Genomic DNA, 19,259 nt, shown 5'->3' with positions numbered 1-19,259 from the left:
TCAAGCCGGACGGTCCCCGATGTTTTGATCCAAGTGCCATGGGCCCGCTATGAACCGCATTCTTCTCGCCGAAGACGACAACGACATGCGCCGCTTCCTGGCCAAGGCACTTCAAAATGCCGGCTATGACGTCGTCTCCTTCGACAATGGCCGCAGCGCCTATGACCGGATCCGCGAGGAACCGTTCACGCTATTGCTCACCGATATCGTGATGCCGGAGATGGACGGCATCGAACTGGCGCGCCGCGCGACTGAACTCGACCCGGATTTGAAGGTCATGTTCATTACCGGCTTCGCCGCTGTGGCGCTCAACCCCGATTCGAACGCGCCCAAGGATGCCAAGGTGCTGTCCAAGCCTTTCCATCTGCGGGATCTGGTCAACGAGGTCGAAAGGCTGCTTGCAGCCTGATCCACACAAGAAGGCTGGGAAACGAAGAATGGGAGCTTGAACAGGGCCAATCGACCCTGTATATCGCTCCCCACGTCGCCGGCCCCGCACCGGCAAAACGAACGGATGGGCGTGTAGCTCAGCGGGAGAGCACTACGTTGACATCGTAGGGGTCACAGGTTCAATCCCTGTCACGCCCACCATCCTTTCTCCTTGATCCGGCTGCCTTTCGCGGGTTCGGATCTGCCTTTGAAGTCCCCAATTCATTTCGGTGTCGCGCTCTGGTCGAATTACGATTCTCCAGAGGCTGAGCCGTTTTTCCGCGTCCGACTGCTTTCGGACATAATTTGGTTCCGATCGGTCCAGCGGCGGAAGGCGCGCGACATGAATCCCCTGTGGCCAGTCCGGATCGACCTGTTATCTCGATGTCGGAACGGCGCTATCTCTTCGTCACCTGCCGCCCGTGATAACCACGGGAGCGCGCGCCGACGCAGTCTCGTTTCCGGCCAATCTGTGCCGCGTCGACCGATTCGCTGATGCATGCCGGCAGGAGCTCACGGGCCCCCTTAGCGCAAGACGCCCTTCGTCGTTCTGGAACTCCCGGCCGCCATTTGGTCCGTCGATCCGGCGACATTCGTCGACGGCTATCGGCTTGTTTCGCTCGCTGGGGCGGCCTGTGCATACTGGGCTTCGATTTCTCCCGTTTATCGACACGATCTGGCTATGCGCAACCCTGACGACATGGTTTGATGCAGGGCTGGGAACCGATCCTGGCGGTGCGATGCGGGACAGGATGGCCAATCTCTCACGACACGGCAATTGGCTGGATGAGGATCGCCCGGTCGGGCCAAAATGATGGACGGCAGGCAGGCAACTGTGTTGCCCGTCACATGTCCTTTCCAAAACGCAGTGATAGAGAGCCCGCCTTGCGCGCCGGTCTTGCAAGACAGCCGACGTCGAACCGATTGATGTAACGCGATTTTTGATTGGAAACGAAGCGTTGTCAGCACGCGCTGTTTTTTCGACGGAGCATTTTCCCGACCATCTCGACGACCGTGCGCGTTTCTCTCTGTGGCAGGAGACCTATGCCGCCGAGATCGGCTCGATCGATTTTCACCGCGCCAGCGACCGGCCGTTCACGGCCCGGATCGAGGCGGCATCTGTCGGTTCGATCGTGCTCGCCCACATGTGGGGGACGATCACGCAATCGACGCGGACGGCGCGACATCTTCGCCGCGACAATCTCGATGGCTACCTGCTGCTCGTCAATCACGCCGATGTGCGGCTCGCCGGCCGGATGGGCGGCCACAGCTATGAGATCGAGCCCGGCGGGGCGGTGCTGGTCAGCGGAGCCGAGCCGGCGACAGTGATCGGCGGCAATGCCGACCACAACTGGTCCAACATTCTCATTCCCTTCGACCTGTTGAATGAGACGATTCCTGACGCTGAGAACCGGATGGCGATCCCGATCTCCGGCGCCAACGAGGCGCTGGGCCTGATGAAGCGCTACAGCCGGTTCATCGAGACCGGCCCCGCACTGGTCGCGCCGGAGCTGGCGGCCCATGCGGCAGCGTCGATCGTCGATCTTATCGCCCTTGCAACGGGAGCGAAGGGCGATGTGGCCGAACTCGCGGGGCTCCGCGGCGTGCGCGCGGCCCGGCTGGAGGCCGTCTTGGCGAAGATCAGGGAAGGCTTTGCGAACCCGATGATCAGCGCGCAGGGCGTGGCGCAGGATCTCGGCGTTTCCGTCCGCTATGTCCATGATCTGTTGCAGGAAACCGGTATGAGCTTCTCCGAGCGTGTGCTGGAGGCACGCCTGCGCCGTGTTTCCGCCATGCTCGCCGATCGTCGCTATGCCGGGATGCGGATCAGCGAGATTGCGTTCGCCTGCGGCTTCAGCGATGTCTCCTACTTCAATCGCTGCTTTCGCCGTCGTTTCGGCTGTTCTCCCGGCCAGGCCCGATAGCGCCGGCCCGCCTGCACCGGCGCGATTGCAGTGTGCCATAAGCGCACGCCGCGCTCGAAAAACGCTGTGGCGCGCTCTGGGATAAGTCCGTTGCGCTCCAGCCCAAGACTGTGCCGCGGCGCCATCGCAAGGTTTCCCCGAAGGCGATATGCGCCGTAGTTATTGAGTCGGGGAATCGAGCGTGCGGATATTGGACAAGGGACGGGCGGTCGGCCTGGCGGTTCTCGAGATAGCTGTACTTGGACTGCCGGTCGCGGGGCTTGGCATGGCGACAGCCGGAGGTGCCTGGGCCGCGGATGCCACGTGGTCGACCTCGCCGGGCAGCGGTAATTTCAATGCGAACGCCAACTGGGTCGGCGGGACCGTGCCGGAGGGTACGGCGACTTTCGGCGCGTCAGGCGTCACGAGCCTTTCTTTCTCGCAGCAGACGACGACGGGCGCTTGGGTCTTCGCGCCCGGTGCTCCTGCCTATGATTTCGCCGTGGATTCGGTGATCGGCGTTGAGTTCACCGGCGCGGGCATTGAGACCAACGGAGCGCCGGTTACCGTCACGGTCGGTATGAGCAGCAGTTTATATTTCAGCAACGCCAGCACCGCGGACGATGCTAACCTCGTCAATGCGACGTCTCAATCGTCGATCGTCTTCGGTGACGAGAGTACCGCCGCCAACGCCCACATCATGAATAGCGGTGGGGTCTTGCATTTCGTCGGCTCCAGCACAGCCGACTCAGCAACGATCACGACGCAGGCGCGCACCATTTTTGACGACTATGCGACCGGCGGCAATGCGACCATCGCCAATAGTGGTGATTTGGAATTTTACTATCACAGCACCGCCGGCAACGCCGTCATTGCGAATTCCGCGGGCGGGAATGTCCTATTCCAGGGATTTTCGGATGCCGGCAGCGCGACAATCACCAATCATGGCGATCTTCGCTTCTTGGACGATACCAAGGTCGGCACGGCCACTATCACCAACTACAATTCGCTGACCTTCGAAACCGCCGCAAACGCCGATGGCGCCACGATCGACAATCAACACCTGACCTATTTCAAAGACTATTCCAGCGCCGGCAGCGCAACGATCACCAATAGCGGCACCATCTATTTCCGCGACAACTCGACAGCGGCATCGGCGACGATAGAGAACCGCGATAGCGCCATATTGCGGTTCGAAGGCAACAGTTCCGCTGGCGAAGCGCAGGTTCAGAACGACGGCGTGCTGTTCTTCGTCGGCACCAGCCAAGCGGCTTCGGCAACCATCAACACCACCAAACTGCTCGGCTTCCAGGGCACGGCAACCGCTGGCGATGCCACGATCATCAACAGTGCAACCGGCCAGATCATCTTTTTCGACGAAGCCACAGGCGGCAACGCGCAGATCGTCAATGACGGCTATTTCGATATCGCCAATACGACGCCCGGATTTGCGAATAGCGTCGGTTCGCTCGCCGGCAGCGGCGAGTTTCATCTGGGCGATCATCTCTTGACGATCGGCAGCAATGACCTGTCGACCGAGGTCAGCGGTGTCATCGACGGCGTTGGCGGCTCGCTGACCAAGGTCGGCTCCGGCACGCTGACGCTCTCCGGCGCCAACCTCTATACCGGCCCGACCGAGGTTGATGGCGGCAAACTCGTCGTGAACGGATCGCTGCTCTCCGCCGTCACCGTCAATGACGGGGCCGCATTGGGCGGCAACGGCCAGGTCGCGGGCATCACGGCCAATCTCGGCGCGATCATTGCGCCCGGCAATTCGATAGGAACGCTCGGCGTCAACGGCAATGTCGCCTTCGCTGCCGGCTCGACCTATCAGGTCGAGATCGATGGCACAGGGGCCTCGGACAGAATTGCGGCTACGGGCTCGGCAACGCTGGACGGCGGCACAGTTGCGGTCCAGAGCAGTGCGTCCGGCTATGCGCTCGGAACGCGCTACACGATCCTGACGGCCGATCTCGGCGTCACCGGGACCTTCGCGACGCTGCAGGCGCCGACGATGACTCCGTTCCTCGCCTTCTCGCTCGGCTATGATCCGGCCAACGTCTATCTGAACGTTGACCGGAGCGCCGTCACCTTCGCCTCGGCGGGCCAGACCCCGAACGAGACGGCGACCGGCGGCGGCGTCGACAGCCTGCCGCTGAGCAGCCCGGTGGTCGGCGCCCTGTCGCAGCTCGACCTGGCCGGTGCGGCCGCCGCGCTGAACCAGCTCTCCGGCGAGGAACATGCCTCGATCAAGGGCGTGATGATCGACGACAGCCGCTTCGTCCGCGAGGCGGCGCTGGACCGGCTTCGCGCCGCCTTCGGCGATGGCGTAGCGACGGGACAGACAGTCGCGGCCTATGACGCCACGGGTGCGGTCAAGGTGCCGGCCAATACCGATCGCTTCGCGCTCTGGGGCGGCGGTTTCGGCTCCTGGGGTTCGTGGGACGGCAACCGCAATGCGGCGTCGGTTGACCGTGATATCGGCGGTCTGTTTGTCGGCGCAGATGGCCGGGTCGGCGATGCATGGCGTCTTGGCGTCATCGGCGGCTACAGCCAGTCCAATTTCAGCTTCGACGGTCGTAACGCCTCCGCTACCAGCGACAATTACGATATCGGCGTCTATGCCGGCACGGAATGGGGCGCTGTCGCGTTCCGCTCGGGCCTTGCCTATACGTGGCACGATATCTCGACCAGCCGCGGGGTCGCTTTCCCGGGCCTCATTGAGAATTTATCGGCCGACTATTCCGCCGGCACGGCGCAGGCCTTTGGCGAACTCGCCTATGAGCTCAAGGCGGGCCAGACCGCGTTTGAACCCTTCGCCAACCTCGCCTATGTCAATCTCTCCACCGATGGCTTCACGGAGCAGGGCGGTGCGGCGGCGCTGACCAGCGAAAGCGGCGACGACGGCGTCACCTATACGACGCTGGGTTTGCGCGCATCGACGGTGTTCGCGATCGGCAATGGCATGACCGCGACGGCGCGCGGCATGCTCGGCTGGCGCCACGCCTTCGGCGATACCGCGCCGGTCTCGACCTTCGCCTTCAGCGGTGGCTCGGCGTTCAACATTGCCGGCGTGCCTATTGCTACCGACGCGGCGCTGCTCGACGCCGGATTGGACGTCAATCTGACCTCGACAGCGACGATCGGCATCAACTATGGCGGCCAGCTCTCGTCCGATTCTACCGATCAAACGCTGAGCGGCACGTTCAAGGTCGCCTTCTGAGGCGCGCACCCACGCGCGCCTTCTGCGTCGCGTGTTGGACTGGAACCCAACGCGGGCGGTCCCTTTGCAAGGCGTGACGTTGGGGGCCAAATGCGCCCATCAGCAGGTCGCGCTCTTCTTGGAGGCCAGGGCGGGTCTCGACCTTTGAGATCATACTTGACGCCTCCGCCCTCGCGGCTTCGCTGAGCCGGGTCACGGGTCGCTCTTGGACGGGAAGCACCAGTTTCTATAGTTGACCGGCAGGAACGGGCTATCATCGACGCTGACTGCGCTGGCGATCAGGTCATTGGTGAGCTTGTTGAGAGACAGAAGCAGATCGCCATGCGTCGTGGCATCCGGGTTAGATTGTTCATCTTGCCCGGATACTCCGGAGATCATAAAGCTCAACGCCGTTGTGGGCGGTGAGTTCTTTCCGGTTCGCGGGCGTATTAAAATCCCTCTGACCGAAATAGCGCGAGAAGCGGTAGCGGCCGCCGAAGATGCTGCGGACGCCGACGCGCTCAACGGCACCAGTTGGTGATGGCGAGGGCGATGGCCTTGGTGCAGTCGACGAGGTCGCGCACTGAGACGCGCTCGTTTGGCTGGTGGGCCTGCGCCGGATCGCCGGGGCCGAAATTGACCGTTGGCGTCTGGCCAAGGCCGGTCGGAAGGCCGATATCGCTATGGGCGCCGAAGCCGGAGAGCACGGGCGAGAGATTCGCGTCGGAAACGGCCGATTGCAGCGTCGTGACGAAGGGGCTGTCGGCCGGGATTTCGGCGCAGTCGGCGTCGAGGATCCACTCGATCCGGGCCGGATGATCCCGGAGATAGGGATCGGCCTGGCAGACATGGTGGATATGGGCCTCGATCTCGCGCTTCACATGGCCGCCGAGACCGAACTCGTCCTTCTCGCTTGGCAGATATTGCGCGTCGATGATGATCTCGCCGCGCCCGGCCATGGAGGAGGGATGCTCCCCGGCCTTCATCTGCGTCACGATGATCTGGTTCGGCAGATCCATCAGCGGATGGTTCTTCTTCGGATCGAACATCCAGCGGCGGTTGAGGATGTCGATGCCGTCGAGGATCTGCCGGCAGAGTTGGATCGCGTCGACCGGACCGCTGGTGTACCAGGCGTTCGGCGTCAGTTCGGCATGGCCGCCAATGCCGTCGATGATAATCTTGCCCCAGAGAATGCCGTGACAGAGCGGGGCGATGCGGTTGGCTGTCGGCTCGGTCATGATGCCGGCATCGGCGCGGAAGCCGCGATCGACCATGGCGAGCGAGCCCATGCCGCCGATCTCCTCGTCGACGACCGTGGTGAACACGATGTCGCCGGCAAGCTCGATCTTCAGCTCTTTCAGGATCTCGACCGCCATCAGCATGCAGGCGACGCCGCCCTTCATGTCGACCGTGCCGCGGCCATGCAGATAACCGTCCTTCAGCACCGGCTGGAACGGATCGGTCCGCCAGTGCTCGGGCGCCCCCGGCGGGACAACGTCGATATGCCCCGTCAGCATGATCGAACGGCCCGCGCCGTTGCCCTTGAGGACGCCGCCGAGATTGGGGCGGCCTTCGAATGTGCGGCCCTTGTTGGCGCCGGGGCGGCCTTCATATTTCGCATACAGCGCGGGACCGTCCGGATCCCAGAGATCCGTCGTGAAGCCGAGCCGCTCCAGCCGCTTCTGCAGATAGAGTTGGCAATCGCGCTCGCCGGGGCCGGCTTCCTTCGGATTGGACTTCACGATCGAGGGGAAGGCGACGAGGTCGCTGAGCGTCGCGACGATGGCGTCGGCCCGGGCCTCGACCCGCTCGGCGATCTGGTCCTTGATAGACGGCATGCTTTATCTCCAGTGGTGGGCGAGGCGCTCGGCGAGGAGCACGACAACGAGAAGGGCGCCGACGATGCCGACCTGCCAGACCGTGTTGACGTTCAGTTGCAGGAGGACCGTCTTCAGCGTGATGAGCAGGATGACGGCGGCGAGGACCCCGCCGACGCCGCCGCGCCCGCCGGTGATCGAGATGCCGCCCAGCATGGCGGCGGTCAGCGATTCAAGTTCGAGGTTCTGGCCGATATTGGGCCTCGCGCTGCCGAGCCAGGCGATCGACACGAGGCCCGCAGCACCGGCCAGCCCGCCGCTTGCGGCGTAGAGGAGCAGCCGGACCCGGTCGACGGGAATGCCGACGAGGTGCGCGGAACGCTCGTTGAAACCCATCGCATAGGTCCAGCGGCCCCAGGCGGTCGCCGACAGCAGCAGGATGGAGATGGCGAAAGCGGGAAGCGCGACGGTCAGGAAGGGCAGGGGCACGAAGACGATTACCGCGCGGCCCCAATCGGTCAGCCATTCCGGCACGCCCGACTGCGCCGCCCCACGCGTCACCGCCAGCGCGACGCCGGAATAAACGAATAGCGTTCCCAGCGTGGCGATGAGCGGCAGGATCGAGAGGCGGGTGACGAGAAGGCCGTTGAAGGCGCCGAGCAGCAGGCCGCAGAGGATGCAGGCGACGGGTAGGAATGCGACCGGGAGGCCGAGCTTGACCGCCAGCATGCCTACCACCGCCGACAGGGAGACGGCACCGCCGACCGAGAGATCGATGCCGGCCCCGCCCGCGAGGATCACGAGTGCCTGGCCAAGGGCGACGAGCGCGAGAATCGTCGAGAATTGGAGAATGGTGCTGACGGTGGTGAGGTTGAGCGCCGAGGGGCTGAGCACGACCAGCATCAGCATGACGACGAGCCAAAGAACGGCCAACAGCCGCAGGATCAGCGCGGGACCTTGGGGAAGGCGGATCGTCATCATGCCCTTGCTCTCGCCCATGCCGGGGCAGCGAGGCTCAATCGTTTGGTGAGGACTTCAAGCGCCAGCACGCCGATCAGGAGACCGCCGGTCACGACCGTCTGCCACAGCGACGGAACGCCGATGAGCAGCAATCCGTTCTGAAGGATGCGTAGCAGCAGGACACCAAGCACTGTGCCTACCAGGCTGCAGCGTCCGCCGAGAATGCTGGTCCCGCCGAGCACGACCGCGGCGATGGCGTCGAGCGCCAGCGTGCTGCCGATGGCCATTTCGACATTGCGGTAATTCGCGACATAGAAGGTCGCGGCCAGGCCAGTCAGCGTGCCGCTGATGACGAAGGTCAGCAGTCGGACCCGCGACACCGCGATGCCGGAGAGGCGGGCCTTGTCCTCCGAATTGCCGATTGCCAGCAGATGCAGGCCGAACGGCGTGCGCCGGAGCGCCATCCAGACGCCAAGATAGGCAGCGGCGATGGCCCAGGCTGTGAGGGGAATGCCGAGCAAGCCCGTAGAGAGAAGTTGCGTCAAGCTGATCGGTAGGCCGGAGAGCCATTGTCCGCCGAGCAGGACGAAGATGGCCGTCCGGTAGACGCCGAGCAGGCCGAGCGTGCCGACGATCGCGGGGACTCGACCGAAGACGACGACGAGCCCCGTCAACACGCCGAGACAACCGCCGATGAGCGGCCCGGCAATGCCGGCCAGGGCCGGGTCTACCCCGGCGCCGAGCAGGCGCCCGACGCCGATGGCGGCGAGCCCCATGACGATGCCGATCGAGACATCGATGCCGCCCATGGCCAGCAGCAGCGTCATGCCGAGACCCACAAGCAGCAGTTCGGTGCTGTTGCGCAGAATGGTCCCGGCATTGGCCGCCGTTGCGAAATGCGGCGATGCGATCGCAAAGATCACCGCCGCGGCGATGACCGCCGCGAGCAGGGACCCCTCACGTCCATTGAGAACCGGCCATCGCCGGCCTGCGGGTCGCATCGTCGCCATCATCCGCCTCAGAAGTCGAACTTGTCGACGTTCTCGGCGGTGAAGATCGCCGGCGGGCCGAGCAGCAGGATACCGGTCTTGGCATCATAGGTGACGGGCGCATCAAAGCCGGGGATCGTGTTCGATGCGGCGAAGGGCTTGCCGTCGATCAGCTGCTTGCCAGCCCAGACCGTCAGATAGCCGAGCTGTGCCGGATCCCAGAGCACGGTGAAGCCGAACGCGCCGCTCTTCAGATAGGAGCGCGCCGTGTTCGGGCTGCAATAGCCGGTGCCGATGACGCTGCCGATCTTGCCGGCGGTCTCGATCGCCTGGGCGACGCCGGGGCAGGTCGACGAGGCGACGGCGATGATGGCCTTCATGTCCGGGTTGGCGGTCATCAGGTCGCCCGCGAGCTGGGCGGCGCGCTCGGCCGTTCCGCCGGCATATTGCGGCTCGAGCAGCTGCAGCTTCGGATATTTCGCCGCCGCCTGCTTCTTCATGAAGCCGATCCAGGCGTTGAGGTTCGAGGCGGTCGCCTCGCCCGAGACGATGCCGATCTTGGCATCCTCGCCGACGCGCTTCACCAGTTCGTCGATGATCGCGCCGCCGAGGCCTTCATCGGTCGCCTGCGCGACATAGACGGCGCGGCCGCTGTCCGGCGCGTCGCTGTCGCTGGTGAAGAGCTTGATGCCCTTCGCCTCGGCCGCCTTGACGACCGGCGCGATGCTGGAGGCGTCGAGCACGCTGATCGAGATGGCGTTGACGCCCTGGTTGATCAGGTTCTGCACGATCTGGAGCTGGTCGACCGGGTTGGTGTCGACCGGGCCGGTATAGATGAAGTCGACGCCGAGATCGGCGGCGGCCTTGTTGCCGCCGGCTTCCATGGCGTTGAAATAGGGAATGCCGATGAGCTGCGGCACGAAGGCGACCTTCGGCTTGTCCGCGGCGAAGGCGGCGGTCGTGGCGAGGACGGTGATGGCCGTCGCGGCCATGACCTTCTTGATGGAGCTGAACATGGGAGCTGTCGAACCTCTCTGAAGATCGGCGTGCGTTTCAGTTTGTTTTTTCAAGCGCTTGCACGTCCGGATGAGCGCCGGTTATGAGGGAGACGATTTCTTCTGGCGTGGTCTCGGCGCGGTTGCGCTCGGCGACCTTGCGGCCGCGGCGGAACACGACCATGCGGTCGGCCACCTCGAAGACTTCGGCGATGTTGTGGCTGATGAGCACGACTGCGCAGCCACGTTCGGCGAGGCGGCGGGTCAATTGCAGCACCTTGCGCGTCTCGGCGACGGCGAGCGCCGCGGTCGGCTCGTCCATGATCACCAGCTTGGCATTCAGATTGAGCGCGCGGCAGATCGCGACCGCCTGGCGCTGGCCGCCCGACAGGCTGCCGACCGGCGCCTCGGGATCGGAAATATGCGCGTCGAGTTCCTTGAGCAGCGTCTCGACCCGGGCGCGCATCTCCTGGCGCTTCAGGAACGGGATGCCGAGGATCGGGCGCTTCAATTCGCGGCCGAGGAATACGTTCTCGGCGATCGACAGGTTCTCCGACAGCGCCAGTTCCTGGAAGATGGTGGCAATGCCGGCGGTGGCGGCGTCCTTCGGCGAAGCGAAGGCGACGGGCCGGCCCTCGATGATCAGTTCGCCGTCGCTCTGCTTATGCGCGCCGGCCAGCACCTTGATGAAGGTCGACTTGCCGGCGCCATTGTCGCCCAGAAGCGCCAGCACTTCGCCCGTCCGGATCTCGAGATTGACGCCGGAAAGCGCGGTCAGCGCCCCGAAGCGCTTGGCGATGTCGCGAGCGACAAGAAACGGAGCGGTCATCGGTGTTTCCCGGCCCTAGCTGGCATTCTTGAGATCGATGGAGGTTTGCAGCGCCTTGAGTTCCGCCAGATCGGCGATATGGCCCTGCGCACCGAACGATGTGGTCGTCAGGCTGCCGGCGATCGCCGCGTAGCCCGCCGCCTCCGACAGCGAGGCGCCGTGCAGCCAGAAGCTGAGGAAGACGCCGGCAAAGGTGTCACCGGCTCCCGTGGCGTCGATGCGGTCGACAGCGAGGGCGGGAACCTCGATCTGCGCGCCGCCGGCCTTGCGGAAGACGACGGCGCCGAACTCGCCCAGCGTCAGCACGACGTCGCCGCGTGACTTGATCCGCGACAGGACGCCCCGGAACTCCTCGATCATCGCCGCGAGCGGCATGCGGAAATTGAAGATCTGCCGGATGATCTCGTCATTGACGAAGGTCAGGTCGATGCGGCGGACGAGCTCGGCGAAGGCTTCGGGCGTCCGCGATTTCGCCGGCAGGCCGGCCGTGTGCAGGCTGATGTCCCAGCCGGCCTGGCGGAAGCGGCCGATGGAATTCATCATCCGCTCGTAGTGAAAGCCCTCGATATGGAGGCAGGACCGTGTCGGCTGCGGTTCGATCTCCATCGTCTCGGTGAGATCGACCTCGCTCAATTCGAAGGTCTCATGAACGATGGTTCGGCTGCCATTCGGCTCGACGAAGACGATGGCGCGCGGCAGGCGGTTATCGGCGAGGCGGCGGATCGGCAGCACGTCGACGCCGCGCCGGGCGAGTTCCGACAGGGCCCATTCGCTGTCGCCATCCTCGCCGACCGCGGTCGCCAGTTCGACCCGCAGTGCATATTCGGAGCCCACCGCCGCCGCCGCCACGGCGAGATTGGCCGCCGGGCCGCCCAGCATCTTCTCGATTTTGTGGGCGGCAACTCGGTCGTCGCGATGGGGCAGAACATCGACGCCGCAGAGATAGTCGACGCAGATATGGCCGACGACGAGCAGGCGCGGCAGGCCCAGGAGGTCGCGTTGCGGCCTCGCCGCCTGCGATGGCAGGGACCGGGCGAACGTGCTTGGCCGGTAGGTCAGCGACTGGATCGCCTTTTCGATGCGCTCTGCGGTCGCCGGCCGAACGGTGGCGGTGCCGTTCAGGAAGTTCGACACCGTGCCGATGGAAACCCCGGCGGCGCTGGCGACATCGGCGATGGTGGGGCGCTTGCGTTGCATCGGCATTCCCGTTGAAGCGTTTCAACGGTAGTAAGCGGAATGGTGCATTGCAATGGGATCAGAATCTAAGGATTCCAACAAACGGGCCGATTTGGTCGATATCGTTCCTGTTCAGAAGAATATAATTCTCAGGTAAGCCTCGAATTGAAATGAATTCAATCTGCAGGGTCAGGGTCGATAGTCGAGGATCGCAAAGGCGCCAGCCTTGCGGCCGCTGGCGTCGGCGGCGAGTGCCACGGCCAGGGAGGCGTAGAGGTTTGGCCGCTGGCGCTCGGCTGCGGGAATCCGGATTTCGGCCCGGCCGTTCTCGTGCTCGACCGGACGACCGTCGAGATAGAGCAAAAGGTCAGCCGATCCGGTTCCACTGACTTTGGCCTGAAGCATAATGTGGACTTCGCCGGAGCGCTGCAGCCGAGCCTCCCCGGTGAGTGCGACATCAAGGTCGCCCCCTCCTTCCGCCCTCACAGGCGCTGGGGCGAAAGGCGCTTCCGGCAGCGAGGGCGTCGTCGGCGGGGCGACGCGGAGCCGGCTCGCCTGCTCATAATCATAGGCAGCGCGCAGCAGAACCATGTCGGCATAGGCGCGGCCGGCGAAGGTGAGGTTCACCGGAATGCCGGTGTCTGCCATCACGCCCATGGTGACCGAGACGCTCGGTATGCCGAGATGGCGCATCACATGGTTCATGTTGGAAAAGACGGTTCCGTTCTTCCACGTCAGGTCCGAGGCGGCGGGATCGACATCGGCATTGGCGGTGCCGATGTCGGCGTTGGCCGGGAAGACAACGAGGTCGAGGCCGTTCTCCGCCATCCAGTCTTCGAACCATTCCTTGCGCGCGGCCTCGAGACCGCGCATCACGCCCGGCAGTTCGGCAAAGGTCTCGAGCGGCGAGGCGATGCCGGCGCGGGCTCGCTCCACGATCGCCGGATAGTTGAACTCGTCGCGGCCGGGATGGGCGCTCTTGCGCCGGCGCGTATCGAAGGCTTCCGGCGGATCGGCGTGGATCACCTCCGGGCGGATTTCGCCGAGGGTCGGATAGTTCGGGTCGCCATTGAGGTGCAGGAATTCCTCCCAGCTCGCCGCGACCATGTCGCCGATCTCGATGGCGTTCCAGTAGTCCGGCATCCAGCCTCGATCGACGAGGCTCCGCGTGCCCGGCCGGTCCTTTTCGTAGTTCGACACGGCCGGATAATCGACTTCCACCAGCCTGGCGCCGAGCCCATCGAGAACCAGGGCCGCCTCGCGCCACAGGCTCAGGATCGAAGGCCGGACCTCGATTGGCTCGTCGGCTTCCGTGTCCGTGCCGACATACATCCGCGGCACGCCGATGGTGAGGCCGGCAAGCGCGCCGGGCTTGGCGAGCGCCTCGAAGTCCGCCGGGCGGATGCTCTCGACGGACGGAAGCGGGATCGTTGTCTGCGCCCGCCAGAGATCACCGGCCGTCTGCTCGTCCGGCACGAGGATCGCGTCCAGCAGCGCCAGCATGTCCTCGACGCTACGCGTATGCGGCACGACCGTATCGCGCAGCGCGAAGAGCGGCCAGTTGCCGCGAATGGAGAGCAGGCCGCGCGAGGGCGTATAGGCGACGAGGCCATTATTCGAAGCGGGAGACCGGCCCGACGACACGGTCTCCTCGCCGAGGCCGAAAGCACAGAGGCTCGATGCCACCGCGACGCCCGAGCCGGAGGACGAGCCGGAATGCCAGGCGGCGGCGAGATAGTCGGGATTATACGGGCTCTCTGCCCGGCCATAGACGCCGCGCTGCAAGCCGCCGATCGCCATGGGCGGCATGTTGGTCTTGCCGAGGCAGATGGCACCTGCCTTGCGCAGAGCCGCCACCGCCGCCGCGTCCTCGTTGGCGATCAGTTCGGCAAAGGCTGGCGATCCGGCGGCGACGGTCAAACCCTTGACCTTGTAGCTGTCCTTCACCGTGAACGGGATGCCGTGCAGCGGGCCGAGAACGGTTCCCGCGGCGCGGAGCCGGTCGGCCTCCGCCGCCTCGTTCAGCGCCTGCGGATTAAGCACCGGCACAGCATTCAGCCGCAGCCCGCGCCGGTCATAGAAGGCGATGCGGTTCAGATAGTGGACGACAAGCTCGACGCTGGTGACCCGTCCCTCATCGAGCGCTGCCCCGATCTTGGCGATGGACGCCTCGGTGACGTCGAAAGCGGAAGCCTGCGCTGCGAACCCAGCCTGCACGTCGTCACTCCTTGCCTGTCATGAATCGCCGCCCATTCGGGTGCGGCGCGGAGTTGAGCATGGGCCGGACAGTGGGGCAACGGAAAGGGTGCGGTGCGGGAGGTGTGCGGCAGAGACATGGCCGAAGGCACGCTTGAGATTGTATGCAATGAGAGTAGATTGCATACAATCGGACATGTGTCTGATCGCCGCGAGGGGGCGGCTCTGTCATGGGGCCCGGGCGAAGCGCAAAGAGGATGAGACCGTTAGCGTCTTAGAAGCTCCGTCTAGATCCAAGCTCGCCCAACCGTCCTGACGATGGGCCAGGGCGGCGTCGGCGTGGAGGCGCTGACGGAGCAAGGGAGAGGAATATGAAGCCCAGGATCTTCCGAGTTGGCGTGAACATTCTTGCGTCCTGTATGCTGACCATCATGGCGGGGAGCGCATTGGCCTGCGAGGACGACATGGCGGCATCCGGCCCGAAGCCGCTCGGCGGCACGCCCGGCGCCTTGGTACGTGCCGGTATCGGGCCGACCGGTGTCTCAGGCGAGACGTTGGCCTGGAGCCGTGCTCCTGCCACCACTTCCTCACCCGCCGCGGTGATGCTGCTGGATGCGCGCGCCTTGCGAGGCGGTGTCCATGGCAAGCCGATCGAAATCGCCAGCGGGACGGTGGCCGTGCCGGGCGCCGATTAAGACCTTCGGCCGGCCTCGGTAGCGGCAAGGAACGCATGGCGTTCGCAAGCGCGTCGCGCCCGCGATGCCGGTCCTTGCCGCAATGCGAGGCGTGACGAAGCTGGTTCTACCGTGCCCGCTTCGCAGCCGGTCGGCGGCGGGCAGACCCATCACGGGGCGGATGCCGGCTCACCACGGGAGGACATCGACATGCGATACATGGTTCGCTTCGAAGTATCCATGGAGGCTGGCAGCAAGATCGACCGCTCAAATGGCGGCGCCGATCCTGTCATCGGCAAACTGCTCGAACTGCTGAAGCCGGAGACCTTCTATGTCTCGATCTTCAAGCGCGAGCTGTTCGTCATCGTCAACACCGAGGACATGGCGCTCCTCAGCGAGGCGGCGCATCTGATCCATTTGATCGGCGGGACCAATGCCGAAGTGACCCCGATCATGACGCCCAACGAGACGATGGCGATCCTGCCCGGCGCGATCGGCAATGCGGTGAAGACGGCGGTTTCGCTGGGGCTTTAGGGCTGCGGTGCAGGATCGGGGAGATTGCGAGTCCGGTTTCTCGACGATAGGCTTTGGCCATCAACGCGGGCCGCTAGGGCGGCTCGCTAAGAGCGGGTTGCGGACAGTAATGAGAGCCCTTTCAGTCCCCGCATTCGTTGCGGCCTTGGTTCTCATTGTTGGCCACGCCGTGGCGGGCGATTGTCGATTGTTGGCTCCAACCCGCGAGCGAGAGGTGCTGGCTTCGTTTCTCAAGAAGACCGGTTATACGTCCCGCCAAGTGTCGGTCGTGCTCAAATTCGCGGACGGACGGGCACAAGCCTGGCGCAGCATTCCATTGAATAAACAAGGTCGCTTCTGTGGCGCTAAGGCGATCGGCGCATCGATCTATTGGTGCGTTCCTTCCTCGCTCACGAGGTTGCTGCAGAGCAGCCTTATTGGCATCCACGAGCAAGTCACGGAGCCAAGTGTGCTTAAGTTCTATGGCGTCAAGCAACTCACGCAAGGGGAGACCATTGCGGGCGCTGCCGTGTCCATGTGCCAACTCACGGCAATTGATATATTCGCCCAGCATTGAGATCTCAGCTAGGCCGCCTTCTCCGCCGTTCCGAACGTCACGCCCTTTTCCTTGAGCCAGCGGCGATAGGCGATGGAGGAGACGTCGGCGCGGGTCGGGATCTCCGCGCGGGGTTCGAGCGGGAGGAGGCGCGGGCGCTGGTTTTCCAGAATGATACGGTCCTGCAGGAAGATCAGTTGCTGGAAATGTACCATCGACGTCAGCGAGCTTTCATCGTCGATGATGAACATCACCGGATGCGCCCGGCAATAGTCATGGTCGACGGGCTGCACGAACAGGCAGATGACATCCCAGCGGTTCGCGGCGGCCGGGCAGGTCTTGTAGAGCAGCACCTGGAAGGGTGCCATGACGCGGTACATGTACTGCGTCATGATCCCGCCCTGCGCCGACATGGCGGCTTGCGGCTGGAAGAACTCGCAATTGGTCGCCCAGACCTCGTCGACGTCGCGGCGGATCTCGGTGGTGTAGTGGCGCACTTCGGTGTGCGGCTCGGCGCCGAGGATATCGGTATGAACGAAGGGAAAATGCGCCATGTCGAGGAAGTTCTCGACGATGCGCAGCCCCGATGCCTTCACGGCGACGGCGCCGCAGACGACATGGCGGCGGTCGCCTTCATCGGCCTCGGGAAGCTCGAACAGGCCGCGCTCCGGCGTTCCGAGGCTGGTCCAGACATAGCCCCAGCGCTCGATTGTCGGCAGCTTGTCACCGAGGGCGCCGCCTTCCAGCTTCTCGCGGACGATCACCGTGCCGTCTGCCTCGCGCTCAACCTGGAGATCGCGCCCCAGCAGGCGATTGGGGCGTGGCTCGTCCGGAATGTCGGCGACCGCGTCGATGACGTACCACTGGTCGAGGGAGGCCTTTTCCGCCGGCCGTTGGGCGTGGATCGATGCCATGGGATGGTCCTTGGAGTTCGGGCTCAGGAGTAGCAGTAGCTGCAATTTTCTACCTCTCCCAGAGGGAGAGGATGGCGGCACTTCAGGAGGCGGCGGCTACCTCCCTCATCTCTCGTCGCGGAAATAGGGAATGCCGAGGCCGGCCGGGGCGGTGAAGGAGAGACGCAGCCGCTTCCAGACGAAGACCGGCAGGATCATCGCCGCGATGGTGCCAAGATAGGGCAGCATGGAGAGGAAGGGCGGCGCGATCGGCCAGTTGCGGGCCTGGCCGACGAAGCCGAGCGCGGTGATGACGCCGAACAAGAGGGCGCCAAACACCGCGCCGAACGGCCGGTAGCCGGCGAAGATGACCAAAGCGACGGCGATCCAGCCGCGACCGGCGACGACGCCGTCCGACCAGGAGGGCACGAAGGCAAGTGTCAGATAGGCGCCCGCGCCGGCGCCGAGAGCCGCCCCGATCGTGACGTAGAGGAAGCGGATGCGCCTGACCGCGATACCGGCGGAGTCGGCGGCGGCAGGATTCTCACCGACAGCACGCACATTCATGCCGTGGCGTGTGTGGAACAGCACGAAGGCGATGACCGCCGGAACGATGAGATAGATCAGATAGACGAGAATGTTCTGCGAGAAGAAGGCGCGGCCGAGGATCGGCAGGTCCGACAGATAGGGCACGATCACCTTGTCGAACTGCGCCTTGGCCGGCATGCCGGAATAAGGTTTTCCAATCGTCACGGCGAGGCCGGAGCCGAGCATCGTGAGGGCGAGGCCGCAGAGCACCTGATTGGCGCGGAAGGTGACGGTTGCCAGAGCGAAGATCGCGCCGAAGACGAGGCCGACGACCAGCGCCATGGCGAAGCCGAAGAACGGATTCGGGATGATCGTGACAGCGATGATGCCCGTGACACCGCCGAGCGCCATCAGCCCTTCGACGCCGAGATTGAACACGCCGACGCGCTCGGCCAGCACCTCGCCAAGCGCCGCGAGCGCCAGCACGCCGCCGGCCAGCACCGCTGTTGCGAGGATTCCGGTGATGATGTCCATCGCTTTTCTCCTCAGCCCGTCGCCGCTTGCGGGCGGACGAGGCGGTAATGGGCGAACTGGTCGGCGATCGCGGTGAACAGCATGATGAGGCCGGTGAGCGCTAGTACGGCGCTGGTCGTGAGCCCCTGAGTCTGCAGGATGATGCCCGCGTTCAGAATCAGCGCCATGAGGAAGGCCCCAGCAATGACGCCGATGGCCGAGCCGCGCGCCAGCACCGCGACCATGACGCCGAGATAGCCGTAATTGTTGGAAATGCCGCCTTGCAGGCGGTGCACCGTGCCCGTGACCTCCAGCATGCCGGCAATGCCGGCGATGGCGCCGGAGAGCAGCATGATCGTGATCAAGCGGCGGCGGACGGGAATGCCGGCATAGTGGGCGGCGTCGGGATTGGCGCCGGAAAGGCGCACCTCGTAGCCCCATTTCGTGTAGCGTAGCGCCAGGGCGAACAGGATCGGCGCGGCGAGCGCGATGACGAAGCCCCAATGCAGCGAACCGAAGAAATCCGGCATCTTGTAGGGCACACGGCCGGTCGAGGCGGTCGTGCCCGAGACGCGGTCGCGCCAGGGGCCGGTCGCAACATAATAGACGAGCAGCAGGGCGACAAAATTCAGGAGCAGCGTCGTGATGATCTCGTCGACCTTGGCATAGGCCTTGGCGAGCGTGGGCACGAGGATCCAGAGCGCGCCGCCGGCCGCGCCCGCGAAAAAGCACAGGACCAGCATGAACGGCTCGGGGCCCTTGATGAAGAGGCCTATCGCCGTCGTCACCAGCGCGCCCAGATAAAACTGGCCGTCGGCGCCGATATTCCAGAGGCCCATGCGTGCCATGACCGTGACGGCAAGCCCGGTGAGCAACAGCGGCGTGAAGAGCAGGCCGAGATCCTCGAGACCGAAGCGCGAGCCCAGGCTCTTGACGATGATCTGGGTGCCCAGATGCAGCGGATCGAACCCGGCAATTCCCAGCACGACGGCGCCAAGGCCGAGCGCCAGCACGAAGCCGGCGACACGGGCGGCAAGCGCCCTCGAGGGCGAGACGATCGGGCTGCGAACGAAGCGGATCGCCAT

Annotated in this window: 17 protein-coding genes and 1 tRNA gene; 7 read left to right on the top strand and 11 right to left on the bottom strand. The window is 64.6% G+C overall.

Features of this window, described 5'->3' with window-relative positions:
* Positions 1 to 49: 49 nt before the first annotated feature.
* The 4 genes from cpdR (at position 50) to OSH05_RS23825 (ending at position 5,556) form a co-directional block, all read left to right on the top strand.
* On the top strand, positions 50 to 409 hold the full coding sequence (gene cpdR / locus OSH05_RS23840) for a cell cycle two-component system response regulator CpdR (RefSeq protein WP_104221334.1): 360 nt from the start codon (positions 50 to 52) through the stop codon (positions 407 to 409).
* A 107-nt stretch (positions 410 to 516) separates the two neighbouring features.
* Positions 517 to 591 (top strand) — tRNA-Val (locus OSH05_RS23835).
* A gap of 797 nt (positions 592 to 1,388) precedes the next feature.
* The gene (locus tag OSH05_RS23830; protein ID WP_104221333.1) at positions 1,389 to 2,354 is read left to right on the top strand and encodes a helix-turn-helix transcriptional regulator; all 966 of its coding nucleotides are present in this window, start codon (positions 1,389 to 1,391) and stop codon (positions 2,352 to 2,354) included.
* A gap of 265 nt (positions 2,355 to 2,619) precedes the next feature.
* A complete protein-coding gene (locus OSH05_RS23825; protein WP_266353023.1) occupies positions 2,620 to 5,556 on the top strand; it encodes an autotransporter outer membrane beta-barrel domain-containing protein in 2,937 nt (978 codons plus the stop codon).
* Positions 5,557 to 5,748: 192 nt separating this feature from the next.
* Here OSH05_RS23825 and OSH05_RS23820 read toward each other — a convergent pair whose 3' ends face one another.
* The 8 genes from OSH05_RS23820 to OSH05_RS23785 form a co-directional block, all read right to left on the bottom strand.
* Entirely contained in the window at positions 5,749 to 5,934 is a 186-nt protein-coding gene (locus OSH05_RS23820) for a hypothetical protein (RefSeq protein ID WP_104221331.1), read from the bottom strand.
* A gap of 122 nt (positions 5,935 to 6,056) precedes the next feature.
* Positions 6,057 to 7,373, bottom strand: a complete 1,317-nt coding sequence (locus tag OSH05_RS23815; protein WP_104221330.1) for an ArgE/DapE family deacylase — start codon at positions 7,371 to 7,373, stop codon at positions 6,057 to 6,059.
* A gap of 3 nt (positions 7,374 to 7,376) precedes the next feature.
* Complete coding sequence (locus OSH05_RS23810) at positions 7,377 to 8,333, bottom strand: ABC transporter permease (RefSeq protein WP_104221352.1); 957 nt, start codon at positions 8,331 to 8,333, stop codon at positions 7,377 to 7,379.
* Positions 8,330 to 9,313 (bottom strand): ABC transporter permease, encoded by a 984-nt coding sequence (locus tag OSH05_RS23805; protein ID WP_104221351.1) that lies wholly within the window; start codon positions 9,311 to 9,313, stop codon positions 8,330 to 8,332. The genes OSH05_RS23810 and OSH05_RS23805 overlap by 4 nt, the downstream gene beginning before the upstream one ends.
* 17 nt (positions 9,314 to 9,330) lie before the next feature.
* Positions 9,331 to 10,317: an autoinducer 2 ABC transporter substrate-binding protein gene (locus OSH05_RS23800; protein ID WP_104221329.1), complete on the bottom strand. Its 987-nt coding sequence runs from the start codon at positions 10,315 to 10,317 to the stop codon at positions 9,331 to 9,333.
* A gap of 37 nt (positions 10,318 to 10,354) precedes the next feature.
* A complete protein-coding gene (locus OSH05_RS23795; RefSeq protein WP_104221328.1) occupies positions 10,355 to 11,125 on the bottom strand; it encodes an ATP-binding cassette domain-containing protein in 771 nt (256 codons plus the stop codon).
* Positions 11,126 to 11,140: 15 nt separating this feature from the next.
* Positions 11,141 to 12,322 (bottom strand): carbohydrate kinase family protein, encoded by a 1,182-nt coding sequence (locus tag OSH05_RS23790; protein ID WP_104221327.1) that lies wholly within the window; start codon positions 12,320 to 12,322, stop codon positions 11,141 to 11,143.
* Positions 12,323 to 12,490: 168 nt separating this feature from the next.
* Positions 12,491 to 14,518 (bottom strand): amidase, encoded by a 2,028-nt coding sequence (locus OSH05_RS23785; RefSeq protein ID WP_104221326.1) that lies wholly within the window; start codon positions 14,516 to 14,518, stop codon positions 12,491 to 12,493.
* A 350-nt stretch (positions 14,519 to 14,868) separates the two neighbouring features.
* Between OSH05_RS23785 and OSH05_RS23780 the strand changes: the two genes are divergently transcribed.
* From OSH05_RS23780 to OSH05_RS23770, 3 genes are all read left to right on the top strand, one after another.
* On the top strand, positions 14,869 to 15,192 hold the full coding sequence (locus tag OSH05_RS23780) for a hypothetical protein (RefSeq protein WP_133163168.1): 324 nt from the start codon (positions 14,869 to 14,871) through the stop codon (positions 15,190 to 15,192).
* A gap of 111 nt (positions 15,193 to 15,303) precedes the next feature.
* The gene (locus OSH05_RS23775; protein ID WP_104221324.1) at positions 15,304 to 15,705 is read left to right on the top strand and encodes a hypothetical protein; all 402 of its coding nucleotides are present in this window, start codon (positions 15,304 to 15,306) and stop codon (positions 15,703 to 15,705) included.
* Positions 15,706 to 15,850: 145 nt separating this feature from the next.
* Positions 15,851 to 16,261, top strand: coding sequence for a hypothetical protein (locus OSH05_RS23770; RefSeq protein WP_266353021.1), 411 nt, complete (start codon positions 15,851 to 15,853; stop codon positions 16,259 to 16,261).
* Between the two features lie 8 nt (positions 16,262 to 16,269).
* On the opposite strand, the gene OSH05_RS23765 is transcribed toward OSH05_RS23770, so the two are convergent.
* The 3 genes from OSH05_RS23765 to OSH05_RS23755 all read right to left on the bottom strand — a co-directional run bounded on the left by OSH05_RS23765 (position 16,270) and on the right by OSH05_RS23755 (position 19,259).
* The gene (locus tag OSH05_RS23765; protein WP_266353020.1) at positions 16,270 to 17,154 is read right to left on the bottom strand and encodes an aromatic ring-hydroxylating oxygenase subunit alpha; all 885 of its coding nucleotides are present in this window, start codon (positions 17,152 to 17,154) and stop codon (positions 16,270 to 16,272) included.
* Between the two features lie 105 nt (positions 17,155 to 17,259).
* Positions 17,260 to 18,195, bottom strand: coding sequence for an ABC transporter permease (locus OSH05_RS23760; RefSeq protein WP_104220410.1), 936 nt, complete (start codon positions 18,193 to 18,195; stop codon positions 17,260 to 17,262).
* A gap of 11 nt (positions 18,196 to 18,206) precedes the next feature.
* The gene (locus tag OSH05_RS23755; protein WP_104220411.1) at positions 18,207 to 19,259 is read right to left on the bottom strand and encodes an ABC transporter permease; all 1,053 of its coding nucleotides are present in this window, start codon (positions 19,257 to 19,259) and stop codon (positions 18,207 to 18,209) included.

It is taken from the genome of Kaistia algarum, assembly GCF_026343945.1.
Taxonomy (GTDB): domain Bacteria; phylum Pseudomonadota; class Alphaproteobacteria; order Rhizobiales; family Kaistiaceae; genus Kaistia; species Kaistia algarum.
Note: the sequence above shows the minus strand (reverse complement) of the source record. Positions and strands in the feature narration are given on the sequence as shown.

Excerpts from the sequence above, each read along its gene's own strand:
- cpdR (WP_104221334.1), top strand. The coding sequence starts at position 50 with ATGAACCGCATTCTTCTCGCCGAAGACGACAACGACATGCGCCGCTTC.
- OSH05_RS23825 (WP_266353023.1), top strand. The coding sequence starts at position 2,620 with ATGGCGACAGCCGGAGGTGCCTGGGCCGCGGATGCCACGTGGTCGACC.
- OSH05_RS23820 (WP_104221331.1), bottom strand. The coding sequence starts at position 5,934 with ATGATCTCCGGAGTATCCGGGCAAGATGAACAATCTAACCCGGATGCC.
- OSH05_RS23815 (WP_104221330.1), bottom strand. The coding sequence starts at position 7,373 with ATGCCGTCTATCAAGGACCAGATCGCCGAGCGGGTCGAGGCCCGGGCC.
- OSH05_RS23810 (WP_104221352.1), bottom strand. The coding sequence starts at position 8,333 with ATGATGACGATCCGCCTTCCCCAAGGTCCCGCGCTGATCCTGCGGCTG.
- OSH05_RS23805 (WP_104221351.1), bottom strand. The coding sequence starts at position 9,313 with ATGCGACCCGCAGGCCGGCGATGGCCGGTTCTCAATGGACGTGAGGGG.
- OSH05_RS23800 (WP_104221329.1), bottom strand. The coding sequence starts at position 10,317 with ATGTTCAGCTCCATCAAGAAGGTCATGGCCGCGACGGCCATCACCGTC.
- OSH05_RS23795 (WP_104221328.1), bottom strand. The coding sequence starts at position 11,125 with ATGACCGCTCCGTTTCTTGTCGCTCGCGACATCGCCAAGCGCTTCGGG.
- OSH05_RS23790 (WP_104221327.1), bottom strand. The coding sequence starts at position 12,322 with ATGCAACGCAAGCGCCCCACCATCGCCGATGTCGCCAGCGCCGCCGGG.
- OSH05_RS23780 (WP_133163168.1), top strand. The coding sequence starts at position 14,869 with ATGAAGCCCAGGATCTTCCGAGTTGGCGTGAACATTCTTGCGTCCTGT.
- OSH05_RS23765 (WP_266353020.1), bottom strand. The coding sequence starts at position 17,154 with ATGGCATCGATCCACGCCCAACGGCCGGCGGAAAAGGCCTCCCTCGAC.
- OSH05_RS23760 (WP_104220410.1), bottom strand. The coding sequence starts at position 18,195 with ATGGACATCATCACCGGAATCCTCGCAACAGCGGTGCTGGCCGGCGGC.
- OSH05_RS23755 (WP_104220411.1), bottom strand. The coding sequence starts at position 19,259 with ATGGCGATCCGCTTCGTTCGCAGCCCGATCGTCTCGCCCTCGAGGGCG.